Genomic DNA, 22,660 nt, shown 5'->3' on the forward strand with positions numbered 1-22,660 from the left:
AATCCACATCCGCGTCGCACTCATCAACCGCTTCAATGCCCTCGGCACCGCCGAGATCGTACGCGTGCCCTGAACATGAAGGGGAAAGGGGAAGTCACGCCTCAAGCCGCCTTTCTGCAACAATGCCTCGTCAAAGGCTGCGAAAGCACCCCGCCCGCCACAAGCCAAGTTCCCCTGACATGACCGTTCAGCCTGCCTTCTGTGTTATTCCCTGTCTGAACCCCAATACGAACAGTGCGGCTCCATCAGCCAGCAGTTCTAGCGACAGAACGAAGCCCAAAGTGACCTGGGTTCCCGCCAGAACGAGACCTCCAAGCACGACGGACACTCCGGCCGCCGCGAGGATCACCGGAAAGAACGGGTCGCCTCGCAAAGCGCGGCCCATCCAGAACTTCGCCGCGCCGGATACCAGAAAAAGAACGCCCAGAATGTTTCTCAGCAGGCTTCCGTCACCGAATGGGCCGAACACGAGCGACAGCCCTAGAAAAAGTGCCGCAGCGGAAAAGAGGATCGCGCCAGCCCTTTCGCGTGCTTCCGATGCATGCCAGGCAGCGCGTATCTGCAGCAGACCAACGATGAGCAATGCCCAGCCTGCAATGGTTGTCGAAGCGAACTGAGCGGCGGTCGGATTGAAGAGTCCCCAAAACCCACCAACCAGCGCGACAGCACCAGCCACTAGGCGAACGTTTCTGCCAGTCATGGAAGTTTCCCTATTTTTTTTCCGATCTTCCCAGAAGTGAAATTGCGATCAGCAAAACTCCATTGGAGATCAGTTCGATAGCCAGGAGTATTCCAAGAACGACGGCCGCAGACCATGGAAAGTTCAAAAGGATCATGGCCCCCAGCAGCAAGGAAACCGCTCCGGCGAGGATCAGGAAGACGCGAACACGGGAATCTGATGCGCTGAATGCCAGAATGAGGCGAAAGCCACCGACGATCAGCATGATCACCGCAACAAGAAGGGTCAGCGACAGAACGCCCTTGAGAGGATTCGCGACCAGACTGAAGCCAAGCACAACCAGGCCAAATCCGAGAAGAAGCGACAGGATGCGCGATCCCCACTCCGTGTCCCAGAATATCGAAACGAGCATCATAGCTCCGACCGCAACGAAAAGATATCCGGTCAGCAACTCTGCAGTCAGGGTCGCGGCCAGTGGGTTCGCAAGCGCGAAGACGCCCCCGAGCAGAGATAATAGCCCGGCAATGAGCCACCAAATCCAACCTTTCATCACCATATCCTTTTTTCGCTTCGGTGTTCAGTGGAACTTTCAACACTAACAATAGTAAGATCGCCCGACTGGATGATAGGCAAATCGATAGGCCCAACCGGCAATTCGTAGAAGACTTCGGCCTCGGCTGCGATAGCGCTCACCGTCCAGCGTCCGTCGCCGAAATTCACGCTGCCGCCTAGGCCAGAGGCGGTGCTACCGTTGTCTGTATGCATGTATCCGAGACCAACACCCGCAGTCTTCGAGCCTGGCAGGTTGAAAAGATACTCCGTGCCGAGCGTCAGGCCGTTGCCCAGTTCCGCGCTTGAGAACGGGATCGGCGCCACCACCAGGGTGCAAAAGCTCAGGCCGACATCGGTCTGGACAACTTCCGCAGGCGAGACACAGCAGGGTTGTATCACCCTGTCAACCGCAAAGGCCGAGCACGGCGCAAGCGCGAACATTCCGGCGGCCATGCCAATTCCGACAAGCGAAAGGCGAACCGTTGCCGTCCGGTCTGGTTCAGCCGAAATTGATCTGACAAAACCAGCGCTGGCGTTCATCCGCCATACTCCTCGACTAGCAGAGGTTGCATCGAATAGCTGACAGAAACCGGAGCCTGTCCGTCGACATAGCCAACCTTCTGAACCGAACTCTGGGCGACCATGGTCCCGGTGATCCACACGGGAGTGAACAGTCCGTTGACCTCGATGCCCTCCGGATACACGACATGGACGATCTGGTTGGCAGGCGGCGGCGGGGTGTGGACGCAGGCGCCGACGGTCGGCACAAGCAGGAACTCAACCGCCTTTCGATCCTTGAATTCGAGCGGCAACACATATCCAGGCAGGCGTACGCTCGTGCCAACGAGTTCCTCGTTCACCCCGGAGGCCGCCGCTTCGCGTTTCTCCATGATCGCGAGGCGCGCGGCGAACAACCCATCGACATCGAGGCCGTCCCCGGCCAGTTGCTTGCGCAAAGCTTGCGCTTCGGTGCTGGCTTCGGCGTCATCGCTCCGCTCGGCCAGGGCCTCGAACCGCAGGATCTGGCGCAGCGTGTCCATCTGATCGTCGGTGAGGGTCTCAAACGGGTTCTCGATCACAACGGCCGGAGGTGCGAGCGTATCCCATGAGATTTCCAGAGGGTCAGCCGCTTGTCCGAGACCCGGAAGAACGGAAAGCGAGAGCATAAAGACGAGACGAGCTAACATGGTCATGGAGAATTCCCCTGAGTTTATCATAGCCGGACCGACAGCCCGTCGGCCAACGTCATGCGATAGACCCGAACTGCCGGGATAAGCGAGGCGAGAAGCCCTGCGCAAAAGATGATGGAAAGGGTGGCCAGTTCGCGCGCCCCGAAGGCATTCAATCCCAATCGCAGGCCGAAGCGGGCAGAGAGGATCGGATCGGTCACGAACGTGGCCAACGTGAGCAGAACAAGGCCAAGGAACAGCCCTACCGCTGACAGGATGGCGGCTTCGGTGACGATCAGCGCGAAGATACGGGTGGGCGTGGCGCCGACAGACCGAAGGATCGCGAATTCGCGGCGGCGGGTTTCGAGGCTCGCAGAGAGCATGACCACCATGCCGATCATTCCTGCGAAGGTCACAGCCCACGCCATCAGTCGCATCGCGCGCTCCGCTGTCCCAGTGATCCCCCAGAGTTCGGCGAGCGCGACCGCCGGTAGGACCGCGCTGAGCGCGTCGGAGGGGCGTTCGTTGACCGCCCGCTGCAGGCCGAGGACACTCGTCCGATCGATCAGCCCGACATAGACGGCATTGATCCGGTCCGGTTCGTGACCATGTCCGGCCTCCGTGCCTTCGGGGTCGCCATGATCTTCGTGGTCCTCATGCTCTTCATGGTCGTCATGCGCGTCATGGTCATCGTGCGCGATATGGTCGTCGTGTGCGTCATCCTCACCATGACCGTCTGCGGGCATCGCCGCAGGGTCGAGGGGGTCGGCCAGCGGCGCATCTTCTTGCGCATGAAGGGAGTCGAAGCCCTCGAGCGTGACGAAGACCATACGGTCGACGGCGGTGCCGGTCGGCGCGAGCACGCCCGAAATGGTGAACGGCGCATCGTCGTGGAGGTCGAACGAGACCTCGCCGGAGCCATGGGCGTTGACGATCACCGTACCGGGCGCATAGCCGAACCGCGCCGCGACTTCGGCCCCGATCACGGCGGCGTCTGCCCCATCGCCGGTATAGAACGTGCCAGCCGCCAGGGAGAGCGACTGACCGCCAGAGTGCCGGAAATGCTCGAAATACGATGCATCCGTCCCGATCACCGGATAGCCGCGATGATTGTCGCCCATCTGGATCGGCACCGCCCAGGCCACCTCGGGCCGACCCGCCAGCCACTCGAAGCTCTCCCATGTCATGCCGGTCCCGGTCCCGCCGACACCAAACACGGTGGCCATCAGGATCTGCACCGAATTACCGCGCGGCGCCACAATCAGGTCGATCCCCGAGGCAGAGTTGGCGAAACTGTCGCGCGCGCCGTCCCTCAGCCGCTCGACACCGAGGATCAGCGCAACGCTGAGGCTGATAGCCAGCACAGTGAGGCCGGCGACGAACCGGCGGTTCCACAGGCTGCGCAGGCTGAACCCCAGCATCAGGCCGCGCCCCCGTTGAGGGCGAGGAAATCAACATTGCGGTCGAAATGTTGCTCCAGGCTGCGGTCGTGACTGACGAAGAGCAGTGCGGTGCCCGCTTCGGCGCATTCGCGCGCCAGCAAGTCGACGAAGGCGGCCTTGGCCGCCTCATCGAGCGCGGAGGTCGGCTCGTCCGCCAGGATCAGGTCCGGCTTGCCGATCAGTGCCCGGGCGGCAGCGACGCGTTGTTGTTGGCCGACACTGAGCTCGTTGGCCGGCTTCGAGGCCAGAGACGGATCGGCAAGGCCCAACTCACTCAACAACCGTCGCGCCGTGCCCTCCGGATTGTCGCCAGCACGGACGCGGCGGTGCCGGGAATAGGTGCAGGGGAGTAGGACATTCTCGATCGCGCTCAGCCACGGAATGAGGTTGAATACCTGGAAGATCATGCCGATGTGGTCCACCCGAAACCGGTCCCGCGCACCGCCATGCACTGCGCCAACATCCTGATCCGCAACGCGTATGGCACCCTTCGGCACTTCGACCACCCCCGCAATCGCAGACAGCAGCGTCGATTTTCCGCAGCCGCTCGGTCCAAACAGGAACAGGCTCTCGCCGGACGCCAGAGACAGCGCGCCGATCTCCAGCGTGTTGCGCTCCGCGCCCGGCCAACGGTAGACAAGCCGTTCAATCCGCAATGGGTGCATATACCGACTTCCCGGCAATGAAGCCGCCCGCCGCGCTTTCGCAACCGGCGGCCGTTTTCACTGAAGCGTGTTCTTGTAGATCACGCCGTCTTTCATGATGACGACGAAATTCTTCTCCGGATCGCCAATGAGATCGATATTCTCGAGTGGGTTACCATCGACCAGAAGCAGGTCGGCGTAGGCGCCTTCCTCAATGACACCGAGCTTGCCCGGATAGGGGTTGCGCGGGCCGGACAACGCGATGAGCTCAGCCGGGCGGGATGTTCCCTGAACCAGTATCTCATAGGGGGTGAACCACTTCTTGCGCATCACGAGCTCTTTCGTTTGCAGCATGGGATCCGCGCCGAGGACAAGGTCGGTACCGAAGGTCAGTTTCGCGTTGTACTTCTTCGCCAGCTCGAAGAAACGCTCGGTGTCTTGCAGAACCACTCTCTGGCTTTCCCTGGCCTTCTCGGTGAAGGAAGGAATGTCGATGGTAAAGACAAGGTACTGCGACGTGAACCAGATTCCCTTTTCGACGGCATATCTCATCGTCTCATCGTCGATCTGCTGGCCGTGCTCAATCACCTTGACGCCGGCGTCGATTGCGCGACGGATTGACTCGACGTTGTACGCATGCGCCCCGACATAGGTGTTCCAATCCGCCGCCGCGGCTACCGCCGCGCGCATTTCCGCGGGCGTATACTGCTTGGTGTCGATCGGGTCCAAATCGGTGCTGACGCCACCGCCCGCCATGATCTTGATGAAGCTTGCGCCTTGGCGAAGGATTTCACGCGTTGCAGCCAGGACTTCCGCCTCGCCATCCGCCATGTAGGCAAAGTTCAACCGGCGGTCGGGAGTCATCCCCACCTTATCGAAGCGGGGATGGCCCGTGTAAGGGAATCTGGTGTCGCCGTGCCCATTCGTCGGACCTACAACGGGCCCGGCTGATACGATCCGCGGTCCCGGCACGAGCCCTTCGTCGATCGCCCTCTTGAGCCCCATGCTGTCACCGCCCGGATCCCGCACGGAGGTCACGCCTCGCATCAGGGTCCCCTCGGCATACTTGCTCTGCGCGATCCCTATGTAATAGAGGTTGGCGAACTGGTCGGCTAATGACAGCCCGCCCTGGTTGAGATGCTGGTGTGTGTCAATCAGCCCTGGCATCAGCGTGCGCCCGCCGCCATCGATCACCGTGCCACCCGCGACAGCAAGCGCCTCGGTTGACACTGCCGTGATCAGGTTGTCCGTGACCACGACATTGGCATTTTCGATCAGGGCTTCGTTCACGCCATCAAAGACATGCACGTTGGTGAACAGGATCGGCCCGGAGGCATCCTGAGCAGTTGCCGGGAGTGCGAAACTGACGGCGACGGCAAGCGCCGCAGTCAGGTTCCTTGGGTTTAATCTTTTCATTTGACCGCCTCCTTTACCTCAGCGTTGCAGTGGTTAACTCTTGAAAAAATCCATTCGCCTTCGTGCAGCATTGCCACTGGACCGTGCGCTTCCGTTTCGTGTATCGACGATCAGTCCCTTGGTCGGCGTTTTGGGGCGCACCGGCAAAGGTGCGCCCCGGCGAGATTTCCCCGCTTACTGCTTCGCCATCTGCCCGACGTTGAAGTAGTCGAACAGCGACCGGGCGACCTCGGCAATTGCCCGATCCCTGTCCGCCTCGGATGTCTCGCTGCTCTTGGTGAACACGGCGATTGCAAACCGACGACCGTCGGGGAGCGTGATATAGCCGACGTCGTTGGCCACTCCCCCGATGGTTCCGGTCTTGTTCGCCACGGGCGTTCCCCGGGGTAGCAGTCCCTTGAGCCGACCAGCGCCGGTGCGCGTGCGCGACATGACATCAATCAGGAAGTCGCGGCTCTCGGCGCTCGTCGCCGCGCCACTGTCGATGGCAAGCAGGAGTTGCAGCATCGCAAGCGGCGTTGCTTGGTCACGTGGATCCGCCTCGAAGTCCAGATTGCGGTCAGCCTGGATCTTCAAGAGTTCCGGCCGGGCCTTGAAGACCTCTGTGGCGAGTTTATGCGTGGCCGGTCCCGGCAAACCATAGAACTCCCCGATGATCTCGCCGGTGGGCCGATCGACTCTGATATCGCTGATCCCGATCCTGCGCAGATATTGGGTCACCGCCGCGGGTCCTCCAGCCAGTCCCATCGAGATGTCGGTCGCCGTGTTATCGCTCTCCGTGATCATCACCTCGATCACGTTCGCGATCGACAACTGGAGCCCAGGGTGAACGAATGTGCCGTTCAGCGCAGCGTCCCCGATCATCATCATGTCGAGTGTGACCTCGACCATCTGGTCGAGGCTGAGTTCGCCTTTGTCCACGCGATCCAATACGGCAGCGGCGATCGCAACCTTGTAGGTGCTGGCCATGACGAATGCCTCATCGCCATTGAACGCGATGACGTCGTCGCCACCGATTTCCTGCGCCGCGAAGCCGATGCGCCCGGCAAGCTTAGTCGCGACCCGCTCGATCGCGGCTCCAACGGACTGTCCGTCCGCTGTCTGGGCGTATGCCGGGCCGAAGGTCGCCGCGGCGGAAACCGCAAGGGCCATGATGGTATTGCGAAGTTTCATTACAGATATCTCCTTTCTGAGAGACAGGCATCGGGATTGTCCCGTTCGGCGTTGATACCCAGGAACGCCCAGCCTGCGCACAAAACCTTGGCGAAGGGCAGCCAGGAGACGGAGATCAAAAACAGCATGATCCCGTCTCCTTGCTTGGATGCGGCGCGATCAGTTGCCACCGTCCGCAGGGAAGGCACCGAAGTCACTGGGCATCCCGGTCGAGAATTCGGCATTCCACGCTTCCACCGAGACTGGCACGAAGCGCGGCTTGTCTTCGGGCTCAAACCGGATCGGCTGACCGGCGAAAACAGGAAGCACCTTGTCGTCACGCAACGTGACCTGACCGTTGACGATCACGGCTTTCATGCCCGTTGAAGGGACGGCACCCTTGTCGTAGGTCGAATTGTCCGTGAAGCGTTCGGGGTCAAAGACCACGATATCGGCAACCATCCCGGTCTGGATGCGGCCGCGTTCCTGCATCGCCTTCAGGCCCGTATCGCCCAGATGCTTGGCCGCGTTGTAGCTGAGGATCGAGATCAGCTGCATCATCGGAATGTTGTTTTCCCGACCGAGGCGGATCGTAATACCCCGGGTGCCAGCCGCGCGGGGATGGGTGTTGCCGAGCTGGTCCAGCGGGATATCCCACGGGCCGAAAAGAGGTTCGGGAGGAAGCGCATCGCTGGCCACGGTGACGCCCTTCAGGGTCAGCCATTTCGGCGCATCTTCTTCGGGCATCTTGAACACGACGATCGGCTTGGTCGGATTGGCGGCCATGTCGGTCTTGAATGTCTCCAGGGTGTAGAAGTCGCCCGTGACCGGATCCTGCACGGTATCCTCATAGCGGTTGCCCAATTGCTCGACCCAGCTCTCCGGCTGCAGGAACGACGCATTCAACGTGGTGGACCCGGCAGCGTAGGGATAGATTTCACCCCAGATGTTGTGGCCCTGTTCCTGAAGCCCAACAATCATTTGCTGGGCAAGCCGCCAGCCGGGGTTGTTGAAGTGAAGAACAATCGCCGGGGCACCCAGCGCCAGGGCATTAGCGATGAGTTCCTGCGCACCATTGTTCTCGGTCGTGTCGGTGCCAAGCGTATAGCGTGTATGTGCGCCAGTCGGGCGGCCATAGCGTGCGCCAACCTTCTGCACCTCGAACATCTCGCGGGAAGAGACGCCCTCCCTCATATAACCCACGGTGCTGCCAATGCCGGGTGCGCCCGCCTGCAGACCCTTGTCAATCTCTTCAAGAATCGCGTTGCCCTGTTCCAGGGTCGGGCGCGTCACGCTCCAGCCCGATTTCTTGCGGGTTTCCAAAGCGGCAATGGGACCGTTTTCCAAGAAATCGCCCTCTGCCCCATCGAGCACCACCGCGCGGGCCAATTCGTGGCTGACCGCGCAGCCATAGTTGGCCTGGGTCACACCGGCACGCGCCTCGTACCAGGCGGCGACATAGGATCCCGCACAGCCTGCCTCGAAATCCATGCCGCTGGTCAACCCGTCACGCAAGCCGACCCGGTAGCCGATTGGCGTCTGCCAATGAAAATGGGTGTCGATGAAGCCCGGCGCCACAATATGGCCCGTGGCATCCACCGTCTCGGCACCGGTAAGCGCGTCCTTGGTGATCGCGACAATCCGGCCATCCTTGATACCGACATTGGCGATGTCGTCATACAGGGTTTCAGGGTCCATGACCCTGCCGTTGTTGATCACCAGATCATAGTCTTGCGCCAAAGCCGGAACGGCACACATGACACTCATCAAGAGGGTCCCGGCCAGGAGATGACTTTGCTTCTTCATTGGTGTCTCCGCTTAGTTTTTACTTCTATTCATTGCATTGGCACGAGGCTGGCGACCATCTTGAATGCACCATCAGATATTGGCCTTCCGGCACAGAGGCGGCGCCGCCCGGCTTCGCCGACAGCTCCCGCATTCCGGAGTAAAAGGGCCGGGCCATTCCCGCTTCAACCCTCCGGCAACTCGACGGTTTCGGCGTTGAGGGTCCAGCCACTCAGCATGCGCGACTCCCCGTCGAGGATGAATATGGTCTCATCGCTCGGCTCGACGCGCAGCAGCCCCGACACCCGAACCGGTAGATACAGGGACTCGACCTGTTGATCCGCGCGAAGTCTGACCCTGACGAGTTGGTTCGGCGGTGGCGGCGGAAGGTGGCTGCACATTCCGACCTGCGGCACCAGATAGCCGAACCCGCTGCCATCCGCGTCTGGTGGTGCAGGGATGATATAGCCCGAGATCGAGACCTCGACGCCGTCGAAAATGGGGTTCGTGGCCATGCGGGCGATCTGCCGCTTCCTGGCGACGTCCCAGCGCTGCTCGAGCAGCGCTTCCACATCGTGACCGTTTGTTTCAAGCACTTCCCGCGCGGCAGTGCGGCGGGCTTCCAGACGCGTGCGGGTCTCCGCATCAAGATCAGTGCCGGCGAGCTTCTCGTCTGACTGAACCAACAGTTTCAATTCGTTCATCATGTCGACCCCCATGGCTGCGTAGGGGTCGTCAAAGGCCACCGCCAACGGATCCGCCAAGTCGGAGAACTCGATCGCCTCCGGTTCTGCAGTTGCTTGAGTGGCGGCCAACAAGGCCGCCACAAAGACAGAGATCAAGAATCGCACGCTGACTTCTCGTTGCCTGAACGCGATCACGATCAGTTTCCACCGTCCACGGGGAAAGCACCCGTGAAGTCACTGGGCATCCCGGTCGAGAATTCGGCATTCCATGCTTCCAGCGAGACCGGCACGAAGCGCGGCTTGTCTTCGGGCTCAAACCGGATCGGCTGACCGGCGAAGACAGGAAGCAGCACATCGTCACGCACGGTGACCTGACCGTTGACGATCACGGCTTTCATGCCCGTTGAAGGGACGGCACCCTTGTCGTAGGTCGAATTGTCCGTGAAGCGTTCGGGGTCAAAGACCACGATATCGGCAACCATCCCGGTCTGGATGCGGCCGCGTTCCTGCATCGCCTTCAGGCCCGTATCGCCCAGATGCTTGGCCGCGTTGTAGCTGAGGATCGAGATCAGCTGCATCATCGGAATGTTGTTTTCCCGACCGAGGCGGATCGTGGCTCCTCGGGATCCGGCGGTCCGGGGGTGTGTGCCGCCCAACTGGTCCATCGGGAAATCCCACGGGGCGTCGTACGGCTGGGCACCAACCCCATCGCTGGCCATGGTCACGCCCTTCAGCGTCAGCCACTTCGCCTGATCTTCTTCGGGCATCTTGAACACGACGACCGGCCTGGTCGGTTCGGATGCGATGGTCGCCTTGTAGGTCTCGAGGGTATAGTACTCATTCGTGACCGGATCCAGAATGGTTTCCTCATAGCGGTTGCCCAGATCATCGACCCAGCTTTGGGGCTCCAGAAACTCCGCATTGATCGTGGTGGAGCCTGCAGCGTAGGGATAGATTTCACCCCAGATGTTGAAGCCCCTTTCCTGCAACCCTGAAATCAATTCGTGTGTCACGCGCCAACCGGGGTTATTGAAGTGCAGGACGATCGCAGGCGCGCCGAGCGCGATTGCGTTTGCGATGAGTTCCTGCGCGCCGTTGACCTCGGTCGTGTCGTTGCCAAGCGTATAGCGTGTATGCGAGCCCGTCGGACGGCCATAGCGTGCGCCAACCTTCTGCACCTCGAACAACTCCCGGGAAGAGATGCCCGCTCTCATATAGCCCGTGGTGCTGCCAATGCCGGGTGCGCCAGCCATCAGGCCCTTGTCAATCTCTTCAAGGATCGCGTTTCCCTGTTCCAGGGTTGGGCGCGTCACGCTCCAGCCTGTTTTCGCCCGAGTTGTGTAAGCGGCTACGGGGCCGTTTATCAGGTACTCAGCGCCGTCCGACCCGTCTAGGATCATCGCGCGAGCGAACTCGTGGCTGACCGCGCAGCCATAGTTGGCTTGGGTCACACCCGCACGCGCCTCGTACCAGGCGGCGACATAGGATCCCGCACAGCCCATCTCGAAATCCATGCTGCTGGTCAACCCGTCGCGCAACCCGAGGGAATAACCGATCGGCATCTGAAAGTGGAAATGCGTGTCGATGAAGCCCGGCGCCACGATCTGGCCGCTGGCATCAATGGTCTCGGCACCCGTCAGCGGGTCCTCGCTGATCGCGACGATACGCCCGTCCTTGATGCCGACATTGGCAACGTCGTCGAACAGCGTTTCCGGGTCGATGACCCGGCCGTTGTTGATCACCAGATCATAGTCTTGCGCGAAGGCCGCTGAAACGGTCAGCAGCCCGGCAATAAATGTTGTTGTCAAAAGGGATGTTTTGGCTTTCATGGAGTGCTCCTCATCTCATGATTTTCTTCTGTGTTTTTGGGACAGGGTCAGTTCACGACTGCATTGCGGATCGCCCTGCCATTGGGAGCGTCCAGCACCAGCTCGCCATCGCGCACCGAGAAGCCGCCGTTCACGATCACGGTTTGCACGCCCACGGTCGGTCGATTGGCGTTCTCGAAGGTGGCCAGGTCAGCGACCGTGGCGGGATCGAAGACGACGATATCAGCGTCCATGCCCACTTGAAGCCGACCCTTGGTGCGCATTTGCGGCACGCTGTCTTCCAGTATCTGCGCGGGCAGCAGCGACATCTTGCGGATCGCTTCGGAAAGCGACAATACCCCGCGTTCGCGCACATAGGACCGCAGGATCTTGGCATACGCGCCTGTTGACCGCGGATGGCTGAACACATTGTCGGGCAACGGCCATTCATCGCCTTCGTAATGCAGAATGTTGCCGTTTTCATCGAAATAGGACCAGAGCACGGAATCCGAGGCGATCGCTGTCGCGGGATTGGTCACCGAAATGTCCAGCAGTGAAAGAGCAGCAGGATCAGCCTCGTCCAGGAAATGCCAGACGATCATGGTACCGGGCTTGTTCGCCTGATAATCGGCCAGTTCATCCTCGGTCATCCGATCAGCGCCAAGCTGGAAGTTGTTTGCGGTCGAATCCATCCTGCTGCGCCAGTCCGGGCCGCTGAACATGGCCGCGCCGACCACGGTGCTGGCTGCGCCGTAAGGATAGGCTTCGGTCGTGACGTTGATGCCCTGGGCCTGCGCCTCTTCCACCAGCGCCATCGTGGCCTTGATGTCCGACAGCGAGGTCGAATTGATGTGGCACAGGTGCATGTGCGCGCCGGTGATGGCGGCGAGGCTGATCAACTCCTGGACAGCCTCGAAGGAGCTTTGCGGCTCGGTGTTGCTGGCATAACGCACATGAGTATAGGTCGGGACGTTGTATTTCTTGGCCAGTTCGGCGAGCGCGTAATACTCTTTGTGTCCAAAACCCGGCGCGTAACCGGCATTGACGCCGATGCCGAGCGCACCGTCCTTCAGGCCCTGTTCGACCAGCGCCATGATGCGTTCGGATTGTTCCGGGCTGGCGATGTCCAGCTTCCAGTCGGTGCGGCCCTGTACATCCAGGAAATAGCCTGCCGTCGCCAATGGATCGGTTTCGGTAAAGGTTGCGATCCTGCCAAAAACCCAAGCTGCTGAAGCGCCATAGTTCATCGGTAGGTTCTTGGTGGCCTGCGCATCATACCAGTCGCCGATGGGCAGAAGCCCGGATTCAAGCTCCAGCGCCGTTGTGACGCCCTGGATAACCTGCATCCGGTAGTCGCCGATGTTCTGGCCATGGGAATGCAGGTCGATGAAGCCCGGCGACACGACGTGGCCGGTGGCGTCGATAACCACATCGCCCTCTAACGGAAATTCACTGATCGCCACGATCTTGTCGCCCTCGATGGCGACGTTGCGAATGGCATCAAGACCGGTTTCGGGGTCGATCACCCTCCCGCCGGCTATGACGATGTCATTCGCCAGCACGGCAGTAGTCGACAACAGCAAAGCCACCATCGTGGCGGCTCCCAAGGTCCTTTTTCGCAGCATATTCAAGCCCCCCGCGCTTGCTAGGATCATGAGCGCCGCGCGCACATCGCCCGATCCCGTTCATCCCTAGCCTGAAAACTACCATCCCCGTGAGATCAGGTGTTTGCATCTCATGCCAGCGGTGGCACAATCCGGTCGCCTTGGTGGTATCCATTGAAAGATGAGAAAAGAGTCCAGATGAGCAAACCATCTACACCGAAATTCACCCGGGCAATGTTGGTTCTGGTCCCGCTCGCCAAGGCATTCACCTTGCGCGGCGGCGACATCGAAGCTTTGCTTGCCCGCAACAGGATTCCGCTCGGCGCGCTGACCGATCCTGAAATGCTGGTTGAGGCGAGCGCCTGTTATGCTGCCATGGAGGACATGGCCGAAACTCTCGGCGACCCGTATTTCGGCGCAACGGTGGCGATCGAAACCGCCAGGAAGGGGACGCCCGGGCTCCGGGACGCGGCGAGCCGCGCGCTCACCTTGGGAGATTTTCTCTCCCGGGTGGTTGTGGAGGTTTCGAAGCAAGTTGATAATGTCAGGTATTCCTTAATCGTTTCACCCGACGTTGCAAGCTTGGAGATTAAGCGCACGATCAGGGTGTCGAAGCCATCAAGGCAGTTGGATGCAGTCGGCGTCGCCTTCTACGTGACCGTGATCAGACAGGGTCTCGCTGGCACTTTCGACCCCAAAGACATCCTCGTCACTGTGCCGACCACCGCAGGTCTTCCGCCGAAGTTTCTGCCGAAACAGGCGCTTATCACATCCGGGATCAACGGGTTGCGGATTTCGTTTCCGCCGCAATGGCTTTGGACGCCATTCTCGCTGGACTGGGACATGAAGAAAGCCTCACGAGGGGAATTCGCGCCCGACGGCGCCAGCGAAGCAACCCTTGCCTATCTTCGTAGCTTGCTTGCGGACAACATCGCTCACCACGATCTTACTCTTGATGGATTTGCCGCAATCTGTGGCCTGCATCCACGTCGTATACAGCGCATCTTACAGGCAAACGGCACCTCCTTCAGCCAGATGAAAGAAGACGTGCGCCAGAGCGTCAGCGAAGACCTCCTGTCAAACACAACGTTACCCATCTCGCAAATCGCCCTTCAGGTAGGCCTCTCCGGCCCGGCCGCCCTCGACAGGGCATTCAGGCGATGGACCGGCAAGACGCCGACAGGATTTCGGGCCGAGTCTGCTGCAGAACGGCGCCTTACGCCTCAGGCCACTGATGAGGAGGAAGCCGATCATCGCTGCCCCCGGCGCCAGTCATCGAGCCGGGCGTAGATCGTGACGGCGATCCCGCCGAGCGCCACGGCGATGAACACCCAGCGCAGGGTGTCGAGATACGGCACAAGCGGCAGGATGGTGGTCTGGGTCTCGTCCAAGACGCTCTGCGCGACCTCGACCCCGGCTACGCCCAGCGTCGCCACACCAGCCGCGCCACCGCCCTTCATGGTGTGGCTCTCGGCCAGCACTTCGCGTGCGGGCCGCGTCCCGGCTGCAAATGCCGTCGCCCGGACCGGGAACCGCTCGCCCCACGGTCGCGCGGGGCCAAGGTCGACACGGATGAACCCCGAAGGCGTGTAGAACCCGAAGCCAAGGAAACCGACCTCGCGCGCCGCGGCCTCGAACGCCTCCGGGTCGTGGTTCGCTATTGCGATGTCGAATATGGCGCCGTCCATGCGCTTCGACCGGGTAGCACCCCCGACGGCACGGTTGTTCTCGGGGCTGCGATAGGAGGCGCGGATGATCAACGGCTTGGCTACGGGCCGCCACCGAAGATCTTCAGCTTGATGGCGATCCCCGTGAGCAGCGCCAGCATGACGGCGGTGGTGATGATGCGGACGGCGGTCTGCATGGCGGTACGGCGGACCAGGCGGATGCAGTCCACGAGGGAGCGCAGATCGTGGATGTCGAGCGCGGCCTCATCGCCATCGAGGCCGACATCGGCCAGCGCACGCTTCGCGCCTTCCTCGGCCGCCCGGGTCAGGATCGCCTCGAACTCGGCGTCGGGCATGCGCACGAAGCCATCGGATCGGGGTGGTGTCATTGGGATCCTCCTTCCGCCGCTCAGCCGATCTTGCAGCCCCAGAAGGACGTGTGATCGGCGGCGAAATACCCGTCCTGCGCCCGGAAGCTGCCCTGCAGCTCGACCGTGTCGCCGGCCGTCAGCACCACCATCGTCTGGAGCCAAAGCGCGGTCGCCTCGGAGACATGCGAACTGGTGACTTCGCCGCGTGAGCCGCGGATCTCCGCCGTGCCATTGAGAAGGAGCCGCCCGCTCATGCGGGCCGAGGTGCTGACGTTGACCTTGAAGAGCAGCGTCGCGCCGAAGAGATAGGTGCCGTCCACGGGCGCCACGAAGCGGTTGTTCGCGGCGTCGAAGGCGCCCTGATCGTTGTAGTCGGTATTGTTCAGTCCGATCTTCGTCCAGGTCCCGACGCCGACGTAGTTGTCGTAGTTCGTGTATGCCTTGAAGCGCGGCAGCCGGGGCTGATCGACGATGCCGGTGGCGTTGTCGACGCTGAGCCCGTCGAAGAAGGTGCTGCCGTCGGCCGAGACCGCGAGGCGGAAGCGGTCGGAGCCGAAGAGCCCCACAAGCGCCTTGGTCACGAAGCCGGTCTGCAGCGTGAGGCCGAGGTCATCGCCAGCTGCCTCCTTGTTCATGGTGTAGAACAGATCGCCGGTGCCGCCCTCGGCGACGGTTTTTGCTGTCCACAGCGCGGCGTTGAGCTTCGCCGAGAACGGGTTCGACCCATCCGCCGTCGTTCCGAGTCCTAGCAGCGCGAGATTCTGCAGCTCCGCCGGCGTGGTCCCGACCCAGCCGGCCCCGTCGTAGACCAGAAGAAGGTTCTCGTCTTCGACCCACGCCCGCCAGCCAGTTCCAGGTGGCAGGCGCAACCAGGCCCCGTCCGTCCAGAGCGCGACGTTCAGGTCCCAGCCCGCCCAGTCGCCCGTCGCGCCCGAGGCCACGATGTAGCGGTCGCCATCGGCGGGGCTCGCTGGGGGTGCTGCCAGATTCCGGTCGAGAACCGAGAGCTGGACGAGCCCGTCGAGGATCCGCAGCCCCTCGTTGTGGGTGACATGCTTCTGGGCCTGTGCTGCGAGGATGTAGGGCAGCAAGAGATGGGTCGTGGCGTCGGACATAGGTGGTCTCCAAAACGAAAAGCGCCGCCTGCATGGCAGGCGGCGGATGAAGGCGCGGCGCTCGGAACGGTGGCTTTAATTGCGCTCGGGCGTCACTGATGGAATTGCCGACAGGATCGGGTCGGGCTTCGGTGCGTCCCACTTCGCGGTCATCGCGGCCCAGCGGTCGATTTCCGCGCGGAAGCCGGGATCGTCGATGCGTAGATGGAAGGTATAGAGCCGATCCACGATCTCGCGCATCAGCGCGCGCATCTCGTCGTCATTGATCCGTGAGACCTCGGACCAGGGGATGCGTCTGCCCGCGGCGTCCTCGACGATGACGTCGCTGCCATCACCGGTGTGCGAGACCGGTGTCAGACCTGCATGCAGGGTCTCGAGCTGCGTGTTGCGCACGCAGGCGACTGCCATCACTTTGGCTAGCTGGGTGGCGATCCGGTCTTCATCTTCAGGGCGCATGACCTAGCCTACGCCGGAGAACGCGAGGCCGGCCAGAACTCATTGCGCCACATCAGAAGCTCAGGGTGACGGTCTCGGGCGCGCCCCGCCCGATGAGGGCGGAGAGCTGGTAGATGCGGATGTCGAGCGAGTCGCCGGGGCCGAGCAGCGCGCCCCAGTCGGCGGTCTGGTCGGCGGCGCTATAAACCGCTCGGGTCATGCTCACGCTCAGCACCCGCTTCACGGTGGCGCCATCGACGATCTCGACCTCGTAGGCCTCGAATTCCTCGAGCATCGGCACCTCGAGCCCACCCCAACTGTCGGCGGCGAGCGCGCGGGATCGCCGCGTCCAGCGGATGGTCAGATCGCCGGGTGTGCGCGGCCTGCGCCATGGCTGCTCGACATGGGCAACGGAGAACGGCCGCAATCCGACTCCCGCTGGGGTGAAGGCCTGCCCCACATAGGTCTCGTCGCTGGCCGGTCGGCTGGCCGGTCCGATGCGCCAGTTCCAAGGGATGCCGAGATCGGTCTCGGCAATCGGCAGAGGCGCGAGGCTGTCGTCCAATACTACAACCATTGCGCCGGCCGGCGTTGGGTTCCCCATCGCCCCCTCGGTCCCGCGAAGTCCGCGCAAAAGCCGGGTTAGCCGATACCGTCCCGGCGCGATCAAGTCGGCCGTCCCCGCCTGCACGATCTCCCAGGTGCCCGGCGCGCTCTCGACGGCCAGCGCATTCGCTCCACCGAACAGCGTGAGATCCGTGACGCTCTCCAGTGTGCCGGAGAAAAGGTCGACCACCAGCGCGTTGCCCAGATCGAAGCGCGAAGTCGGCCCTGCGTGGAAATCCTCGACCAGCGTTCCGATCCGTGCGGCGCTGCCGAAGGTTGTGATCAGCTCGAACCCATCCGTCGACGGGCTGCGGAACACCGCCATGTCGCCGGGCCAGGGAATGGCGTGCGCCGCGACCAGCGGCCGATGCGCAGCCAGATCCTCGCTGAGTTGCGGCAGATCCAGGAGAACGATCTCCGGCGCGCCGAACGTGACGGCCTCGGTCACCGCTGCTCCGCGGGCGGTCCCCGGCGGGATCTCGAAACTGTCGAGGTCCTGGCGCAGCGCCTCGATGCCGCGGGCGTCGCTGTCCGCGATCGAGGTCAGGCGGAAGGCATTGTCCCGACCGTCATGCGCGAGGATCACCACATCGGCCGGGTCCAGTGCCAGTCGTGACGGTGGCAGGCGGAAAGCGGCGGTTTCGCGGGCTGTCCAGGCTTCCATGAGGGTACGCTGGCAGCGGCGCTCGGCCTCCTCGGGTGGGACGGCGATGGGGAAGGCCTCGGAGGTGATGCGCGTCGAGTCCACGGTGATGCGGCGCGCCTCGACCTGCGCGGTGTCATAGTCGCCATCGGCCCGCGTGACCTGCCACTTCAACGCCTGAGGCAGTTCGGTCTCCTGCGCCCGGGTCAGCTCGAAGAGATCGCCCTCGCGCGGCGCGACCAGATCGTCATGGGTGAGCGCGACCACCGGCGCGCGGCCCCGCATCACGAAGCGGATCAGGCCTTCGCTCTCGACGGCATCGAAGCCGAAATGCCGCGCCAGCGTGGAGATCGACGCACGCGGGGATTCCAGCGCGGTGATGATGTAGCCTTCGACCGAGCCTGTGAGGCCGGATGTGTCGATCCGGCTGGCGGGCAGGCCCGCGCGCAGGCAGAGGTCGCGGACGAGGGCCGAGAGCGAACCGGCGCCGAGCCGCCCGGTCAGCCAGTGGCCACGCGCCCAGTTCGGCCCGTCGGCCCAGACATGGGTCAGCTCGGGGAAATGCGGATAGGGTCGCGCATCCCAGGTCCAGGCGGCGCACTCACCAAGGTCGATCATCGGGGCGTCGTAGGTGGTCGAGATCGGATTGTTCGATGCCTCTCCCCAGTAGAGCAGCGTCGCCTCGAAATAGGCCCGCTGGATCGCGTCATCGCGCCAGCCCCGCGAGAAGTAGGGCACGGCGCTTTCAGAGGACTTCGGATCGAAAAAGACATTGGGCTGATTGGTGCCACGGTCGATGGCTGGGCACGGTGCCGCTGGTCTTGCCCTGTGCAGCCCGCTCGGCCGTGGCGGCGGCCTCGTAACGCTGCGCGATCCCGGCCTCGAGCCTGTCCCGCAGCCGCTTCACGCGGGCGGTCTCGGCGAGCGCCGTCGTCTGCAGATCCAGCAGCATCTCGGGCGGCAACGCCGCGATGTCGCCGAGGGCGAGACCTTCGAGATCAATGAGGCGGGGGGCATTGTCGGGGTGCGGCATGGCGGGGTCTCCGTTGGAAGGGAATGGCAAAGCCATCAAGCGGCGCGCTCTTCGAGGAGCAGCGCCGAGAGCGAAGCGTTGGCGGCTCTGGGTCTGGGTCTGGGTCGCGCGACGGCGATGTAGGCGAAGCGGTCGGGGCCCACGCGCTCCTGCACGAGGTGGACGAGGCCTTTCTCGAATGCGCCCAGCGCGGCCTGACCGAGGTCGGCGAGCTGGCAGCGCTCGGGCTCCGGCAGGGTCGAAATCACCGGCGTGACATCGATCCCCAGAAAGCCGCGGTGATACTCGATCCGGGCGCCAGCATCGGCCTGAGCGATCCAGGCGTAGAGTTCGATATCGGTGAGCTTCGGCGTCGCCACGCGGGCGCCGATCGGGGTCGCGGCGACCATCAGCATACCCGTGCGGCCCGCGCGGGGTCCGCGGTCAGCCGACGGGGCCAATGACCGGCGCGCGCGACCGCCTCGCTGATCTTCAGGGCGCGCTGAAGCTGGCTCTGCTCGAAGGCTTCGATGTCGGCGAGCCGGTAGAGCACGCGACCGCCGAGCTTTAGGAAGGCCGGCCCCTGGCCGCTGTAGCGCCAGCGCTCCAGCGTCCGGTGGGAGATCCCCCAGCGCCGGGCCAGCTCCTTCTGGTTCAGGCAATGCCTCTGCAGCATCGGTGTCTCCTCTCGTGTCGTCGTTGAGGAGACAGTGCGCAATTACGGTGTGGGATGTCGTGGGGACTGGCGGGGGATACGGAGGGGGATCAGTCGGTCCTTGCAGGACTGGCGTTTAGCGGCCGGCGGGGCGCCGTCATCCCCCACCATCCCTCACTCGTCCCCCTCCCGATCCCACAGGGGACCGGGCGGAGGGGGATCCGTCAGTCGAGATTCAGACGGTAACCGCCGCGCCGGTCTGAGCGGATCAGATGCCGCCAGTCCCTCTGCGACTTGAAGACGTCGGCCATGCGCAGGCTCTTCGAGCCGGCGTGAGACAGGATCGCCTTGCCGTTCTGCCAGGGCTCTCCAGCCTGCGCTGCCTCGTGCAGCGCGCGCACGACCTCCGCCTGGATCGGGCCCAGCTTGAACCGGCAGCCGTTGCAGCGAACCTCGAGATAGTCGGCCGAGTGGATGAAGGTGGCCTCCTCCATCGGCTGTCCGCCGGGCGAGAACCCGGTCTCGACCTCGAAACGGTCGCGTTCATCGCGCCTTAGCAGCAGGTCGCCGATCATGACGAGGACGGGCTGCGCATCGCCCCAGGTCTCCGCGTAGTCGGCCCTCGGCGTCCGAAAACTCGCGAGATGAACCTCACCGCACCGGAAAAGCTGGAACACATCACGGGCATGGAGATCGAGCAGGCCGCTGTAGTAGTTCTGCTCCCACGGCACCCGGCAGGGTTCGCCGTCCGCACCTTCCTCGTAGTCGCCGAACTCCATGGGCACGCCGAACACGCGAACCGACAGCCGGAGCTTGTCGTTTTCCGCGAGGTAGATCAGGTCGGCCTCGGTGATCTGCCACCGCTTGAGGATCTCGGGGAGCGTGAAGTACGATTTATCGATATGCATTCGCTGCCCTCCGCCCCGATTCCCGTGTAAGATGTTTACTTTTTGTTCTTATTCGCTTGACGGGCTCCGATCAATCCGATTTTATCCTATTTCATCCACAGTTGGGTGGGGATGACATGACCGAGCACCACACGCTTTCCGACCGCCTCAGAGCCCGGGCCAACCAGCTCGGCATCAGTCCCGCCCACGTCGCCGAGATGGCCGGGGTGAACCGTTCGTTCGTCTACGACATCCTCCGTGGCCGTTCAGCCCGCCCTGGCATAGACCGGCTGGCCGAGGTCGCCCGCGTGCTGAAGGTGGATCGCGACTGGCTGATCCATGGCATCGGTGAGGTGGAGGGGAAGCCCCCCTTCCTGGACAATCCTGACGACGCCTTCGTTGCCATCGCCCACGCCACCCCGCGCCCCGCGATGGGCGGCGGCGCCGTCGTGACCGAGGACGGCGACACGCCCGGCCGGGTCTATCATTTCCGCCGCTCCTGGATCCGAAACAGCCTCAAGGCCACTCCGTCGCAGCTGCGCATCATGCATGTCGAAGGCGACAGCATGGCGCCGACGCTGCTGAGCGGCGACGCGGTGCTGGTCGACATGACCCGTCGCGCCCCCAACCCGCCCGGCATCTTCGTTCTGGACGACGGGATGGGACTGGTGGCCAAGCGGCTGGAGCACATCCCCAACAGCGACCCGCCCGCGGTGCGCGTCATCTCCGACAACAAGCACTACCCCGAATACGAAAGAACGGCCGACGAGATCCACATCGTCGGCCGCATCCGTTGGTTCGCGCGGGAGTTATAGCTGTGGCAGGTGACGGAGATTTGGATGATCTGTTCGAGCTGGCGGGCTGCTGCTTTCGCGGAACTTGACTTCGCAGGATGACTGCGTTTGCCGCCTGGCTGCCCGCCTCCCCCGGCTCGGAGACCCCACAACCCGGGGGAGGTCAATTCGAGCACGCTGATATAGTCATTCTCGATTTCGGGCGATCACATCAGAAACGGTCAACGGCTTGTATTCCTCCTCGGGCGCAGAAAACGCACTACCCAGTTCTGATTTCAGGCGATGGAAGGAATCCCAATTGGCGATTCCCCACTCATTCCGGCCGGGCTCGTCCTTACCTGATCCGGTCTGACCGAGGCCGCCTGCCCTGATGCTTTCCCTGTTCTGCTTGCTCGACAAGAAATCCATCCTTCTGTGACTAACACGCAGAGAAGCCAAAAAACGGCTTGATGGCATAGGTTTATGTAAACGGACAGGCTGCCGTCAATTTCATCCCAACACGCGATTTGCGATTGCCTGCGCTCAACCACTTCGCTAGCATCGCCTCAAGCACAGAAAATGTGCGCGCATAGTTACCATGCGCATCGGCCAAGCCGGGAGAGTGATGTGGAAGACAGCAAGGCGGAGCTTCGCTGGGGCGTCGAGCAACGGCTCGAGTTCATCGAGTTCCGCCTGTTTTGGGAGGGGCGGGTGAACCGCAGCGACCTTATGGGTCAGTTCGGAGTTTCCGTGAACCAGGCGTCCGCCGACCTGAATCGCTACATCGGCCTGGCGCCCGACAACATGGTCTATGACAAGAGCGCACGGACCTACGTGCGCACGCCAGACTTCAAGGCCCATTTCAGCGAACCCGACGCAAGCAAGTATCTGGCACAGCTGCGTTCTGTCGCCGATGGCATCCTTGACCGGGAAGATGCATGGATCACGGAGTTTCCGCCTTTTGCATCCGCACCGACGCCGGTTCGTGGCGTCAATCCCGCAACGCTCCGATCGGTCGTCCGCGCCATTCGACGGTCGGAAGCGATCGAGGTGAAATACCAAAGCCTGTCCCGCCCGGAGCCGAGCTGGCGCTGGGTCGCGCCCCACGCCATAGCGTTCGACGGCTTCCGCTGGCACGTCCGGGCGTTCTGTTTCACCGATGACTGCTTCAAGGACTTCCTGCTTTCACGAATTCTCGACATCCGCGGATCAAGGGAGAGCGATACATCGGCCGACGAAGATTGCGACTGGCATTGTGAGGTTACTCTGGAAGTTGGGCCCCACCCCGAGCTCTCAGAAACACAGGCGAAGGTCATCGCTCTCGACTACGGCATGCGTGGCGGAAAGGCCAAGATAAAGGTCCGACGCGCATTGCTCTACTACGCTTTGAAGCGCCTCGGTCTCGACACTGATCCGAGCGCACGTACACCTCAAAACCAACAAATCATCCTGATAAATCGCGGCGATGTAATGGCAGCTATACCCAGCAGTCAGAAAAGCGGCAGCCGACTAAGCACGGAACGGCGGATTGGCGCCAAGAAATGAGAACAGTGAGGATA

24 protein-coding genes and 2 pseudogenes are annotated in these 22,660 nt (G+C 62.4%); 3 read left to right on the forward strand and 23 right to left on the reverse strand.

The features are described 5' to 3' along the window. Positions 1 to 187: 187 nt before the first annotated feature. The 13 genes from CLN94_RS12320 to CLN94_RS12375 form a co-directional block, all read right to left on the reverse strand. Complete coding sequence (locus CLN94_RS12320) at positions 188 to 700, reverse strand: HdeD family acid-resistance protein (RefSeq protein WP_096434260.1); 513 nt, start codon at positions 698 to 700, stop codon at positions 188 to 190. Positions 701 to 710: 10 nt separating this feature from the next. After that, positions 711 to 1,229 carry an HdeD family acid-resistance protein gene (locus CLN94_RS12325; RefSeq protein WP_179300308.1) on the reverse strand — a complete coding sequence of 173 codons (519 nt, stop codon included), beginning with the start codon at positions 1,227 to 1,229 and terminating at the stop codon, positions 711 to 713. Beyond that, a complete protein-coding gene (locus CLN94_RS12330) occupies positions 1,229 to 1,771 on the reverse strand; it encodes a hypothetical protein (protein ID WP_143598924.1) in 543 nt (180 codons plus the stop codon). Before CLN94_RS12330 ends, CLN94_RS12325 begins: the two co-directional genes overlap by 1 nt. Further along, complete coding sequence (locus tag CLN94_RS12335) at positions 1,768 to 2,424, reverse strand: DUF3299 domain-containing protein (RefSeq protein ID WP_218837253.1); 657 nt, start codon at positions 2,422 to 2,424, stop codon at positions 1,768 to 1,770. The genes CLN94_RS12330 and CLN94_RS12335 overlap by 4 nt, the downstream gene beginning before the upstream one ends. Positions 2,425 to 2,444: 20 nt before the next feature. Beyond that, a complete protein-coding gene (locus CLN94_RS12340; RefSeq protein WP_218837254.1) occupies positions 2,445 to 3,821 on the reverse strand; it encodes an ABC transporter permease in 1,377 nt (458 codons plus the stop codon). Beyond that, positions 3,821 to 4,507 (reverse strand): ABC transporter ATP-binding protein, encoded by a 687-nt coding sequence (locus tag CLN94_RS12345; RefSeq protein ID WP_096434264.1) that lies wholly within the window; start codon positions 4,505 to 4,507, stop codon positions 3,821 to 3,823. Before CLN94_RS12345 ends, CLN94_RS12340 begins: the two co-directional genes overlap by 1 nt. Before the next feature lie 57 nt (positions 4,508 to 4,564). Next, on the reverse strand, positions 4,565 to 5,902 hold the full coding sequence (locus CLN94_RS12350) for a metal-dependent hydrolase family protein (RefSeq protein ID WP_096434265.1): 1,338 nt from the start codon (positions 5,900 to 5,902) through the stop codon (positions 4,565 to 4,567). 174 nt (positions 5,903 to 6,076) lie between these two features. Then, on the reverse strand, positions 6,077 to 7,075 hold the full coding sequence (bla, locus tag CLN94_RS12355; protein ID WP_096434266.1) for a class A beta-lactamase: 999 nt from the start codon (positions 7,073 to 7,075) through the stop codon (positions 6,077 to 6,079). Next, on the reverse strand, positions 7,075 to 7,203 hold the full coding sequence (locus CLN94_RS14225) for a hypothetical protein (protein ID WP_281253555.1): 129 nt from the start codon (positions 7,201 to 7,203) through the stop codon (positions 7,075 to 7,077). The genes bla and CLN94_RS14225 overlap by 1 nt, the downstream gene beginning before the upstream one ends. Before the next feature lie 31 nt (positions 7,204 to 7,234). Next, positions 7,235 to 8,860, reverse strand: coding sequence for an amidohydrolase family protein (locus tag CLN94_RS12360; protein WP_218837255.1), 1,626 nt, complete (start codon positions 8,858 to 8,860; stop codon positions 7,235 to 7,237). A gap of 164 nt (positions 8,861 to 9,024) precedes the next feature. Next, complete coding sequence (locus tag CLN94_RS12365) at positions 9,025 to 9,720, reverse strand: DUF3299 domain-containing protein (protein WP_096434267.1); 696 nt, start codon at positions 9,718 to 9,720, stop codon at positions 9,025 to 9,027. 2 nt (positions 9,721 to 9,722) lie between these two features. Continuing rightward, entirely contained in the window at positions 9,723 to 11,354 is a 1,632-nt protein-coding gene (locus CLN94_RS12370) for an amidohydrolase family protein (protein WP_096434268.1), read from the reverse strand. Between the two features lie 47 nt (positions 11,355 to 11,401). Then, a complete protein-coding gene (locus CLN94_RS12375; protein ID WP_245845231.1) occupies positions 11,402 to 12,925 on the reverse strand; it encodes an amidohydrolase family protein in 1,524 nt (507 codons plus the stop codon). Between the two features lie 210 nt (positions 12,926 to 13,135). Between CLN94_RS12375 and CLN94_RS12380 the strand changes: the two genes are divergently transcribed. Then, on the forward strand, positions 13,136 to 14,227 hold the full coding sequence (locus CLN94_RS12380; RefSeq protein ID WP_218837256.1) for an AraC family transcriptional regulator: 1,092 nt from the start codon (positions 13,136 to 13,138) through the stop codon (positions 14,225 to 14,227). Here the strand turns inward: CLN94_RS12380 and CLN94_RS12385 are convergent. The 9 genes and pseudogenes from CLN94_RS12385 to CLN94_RS14025 all read right to left on the reverse strand — a co-directional run. Continuing rightward, positions 14,188 to 14,709 (reverse strand): annotated as a pseudogene (locus CLN94_RS12385) (YcbK family protein); the annotation flags it as partial. The gene CLN94_RS12380 and the pseudogene CLN94_RS12385 sit on opposite strands and share 40 nt — an antisense overlap. Beyond that, the gene (locus CLN94_RS14155; RefSeq protein ID WP_245845234.1) at positions 14,706 to 14,993 is read right to left on the reverse strand and encodes a DUF6127 family protein; all 288 of its coding nucleotides are present in this window, start codon (positions 14,991 to 14,993) and stop codon (positions 14,706 to 14,708) included. The gene CLN94_RS14155 and the pseudogene CLN94_RS12385, both read right to left, overlap by 4 nt. A gap of 20 nt (positions 14,994 to 15,013) precedes the next feature. Beyond that, positions 15,014 to 16,090: a DUF2793 domain-containing protein gene (locus CLN94_RS12390; protein WP_096434271.1), complete on the reverse strand. Its 1,077-nt coding sequence runs from the start codon at positions 16,088 to 16,090 to the stop codon at positions 15,014 to 15,016. Positions 16,091 to 16,165: 75 nt separating this feature from the next. Beyond that, entirely contained in the window at positions 16,166 to 16,498 is a 333-nt protein-coding gene (locus CLN94_RS12395; RefSeq protein ID WP_245845235.1) for a hypothetical protein, read from the reverse strand. A gap of 100 nt (positions 16,499 to 16,598) precedes the next feature. After that, a pseudogene (locus CLN94_RS12400) lies at positions 16,599 to 18,620 on the reverse strand (phage tail protein); the annotation flags it as partial. Beyond that, positions 18,520 to 18,807, reverse strand: coding sequence for a hypothetical protein (locus CLN94_RS12405; RefSeq protein ID WP_179300309.1), 288 nt, complete (start codon positions 18,805 to 18,807; stop codon positions 18,520 to 18,522). The gene CLN94_RS12405 and the pseudogene CLN94_RS12400, both read right to left, overlap by 101 nt. A gap of 35 nt (positions 18,808 to 18,842) precedes the next feature. Next, positions 18,843 to 19,196 (reverse strand): hypothetical protein, encoded by a 354-nt coding sequence (locus tag CLN94_RS12410; protein WP_245845236.1) that lies wholly within the window; start codon positions 19,194 to 19,196, stop codon positions 18,843 to 18,845. Further along, the gene (locus CLN94_RS12415; protein WP_096434275.1) at positions 19,196 to 19,462 is read right to left on the reverse strand and encodes a helix-turn-helix transcriptional regulator; all 267 of its coding nucleotides are present in this window, start codon (positions 19,460 to 19,462) and stop codon (positions 19,196 to 19,198) included. The genes CLN94_RS12410 and CLN94_RS12415 overlap by 1 nt, the downstream gene beginning before the upstream one ends. Before the next feature lie 203 nt (positions 19,463 to 19,665). Continuing rightward, entirely contained in the window at positions 19,666 to 20,349 is a 684-nt protein-coding gene (locus CLN94_RS14025) for a hypothetical protein (RefSeq protein ID WP_096434276.1), read from the reverse strand. A 116-nt stretch (positions 20,350 to 20,465) separates the two neighbouring features. On the opposite strand from CLN94_RS14025, the gene CLN94_RS12425 reads away from it, so the two are divergent. Continuing rightward, the gene (locus CLN94_RS12425; protein WP_055663674.1) at positions 20,466 to 21,143 is read left to right on the forward strand and encodes a LexA family transcriptional regulator; all 678 of its coding nucleotides are present in this window, start codon (positions 20,466 to 20,468) and stop codon (positions 21,141 to 21,143) included. Positions 21,144 to 21,308: 165 nt separating this feature from the next. Here the strand turns inward: CLN94_RS12425 and CLN94_RS13850 are convergent, their stop codons facing one another. After that, positions 21,309 to 21,521 (reverse strand): hypothetical protein, encoded by a 213-nt coding sequence (locus tag CLN94_RS13850; protein ID WP_143598926.1) that lies wholly within the window; start codon positions 21,519 to 21,521, stop codon positions 21,309 to 21,311. Positions 21,522 to 21,728: 207 nt separating this feature from the next. Here CLN94_RS13850 and CLN94_RS12430 point away from each other — a divergent pair, with 207 nt between their 5' ends. Beyond that, positions 21,729 to 22,646, forward strand: a complete 918-nt coding sequence (locus tag CLN94_RS12430) for a WYL domain-containing protein (protein WP_096434277.1) — start codon at positions 21,729 to 21,731, stop codon at positions 22,644 to 22,646. Positions 22,647 to 22,660 lie beyond the last annotated feature (14 nt).

The organism is Pseudothioclava arenosa (genome assembly GCF_002358085.1).
Classification (GTDB): Bacteria; Pseudomonadota; Alphaproteobacteria; order Rhodobacterales; family Rhodobacteraceae; genus Pseudothioclava; species Pseudothioclava arenosa.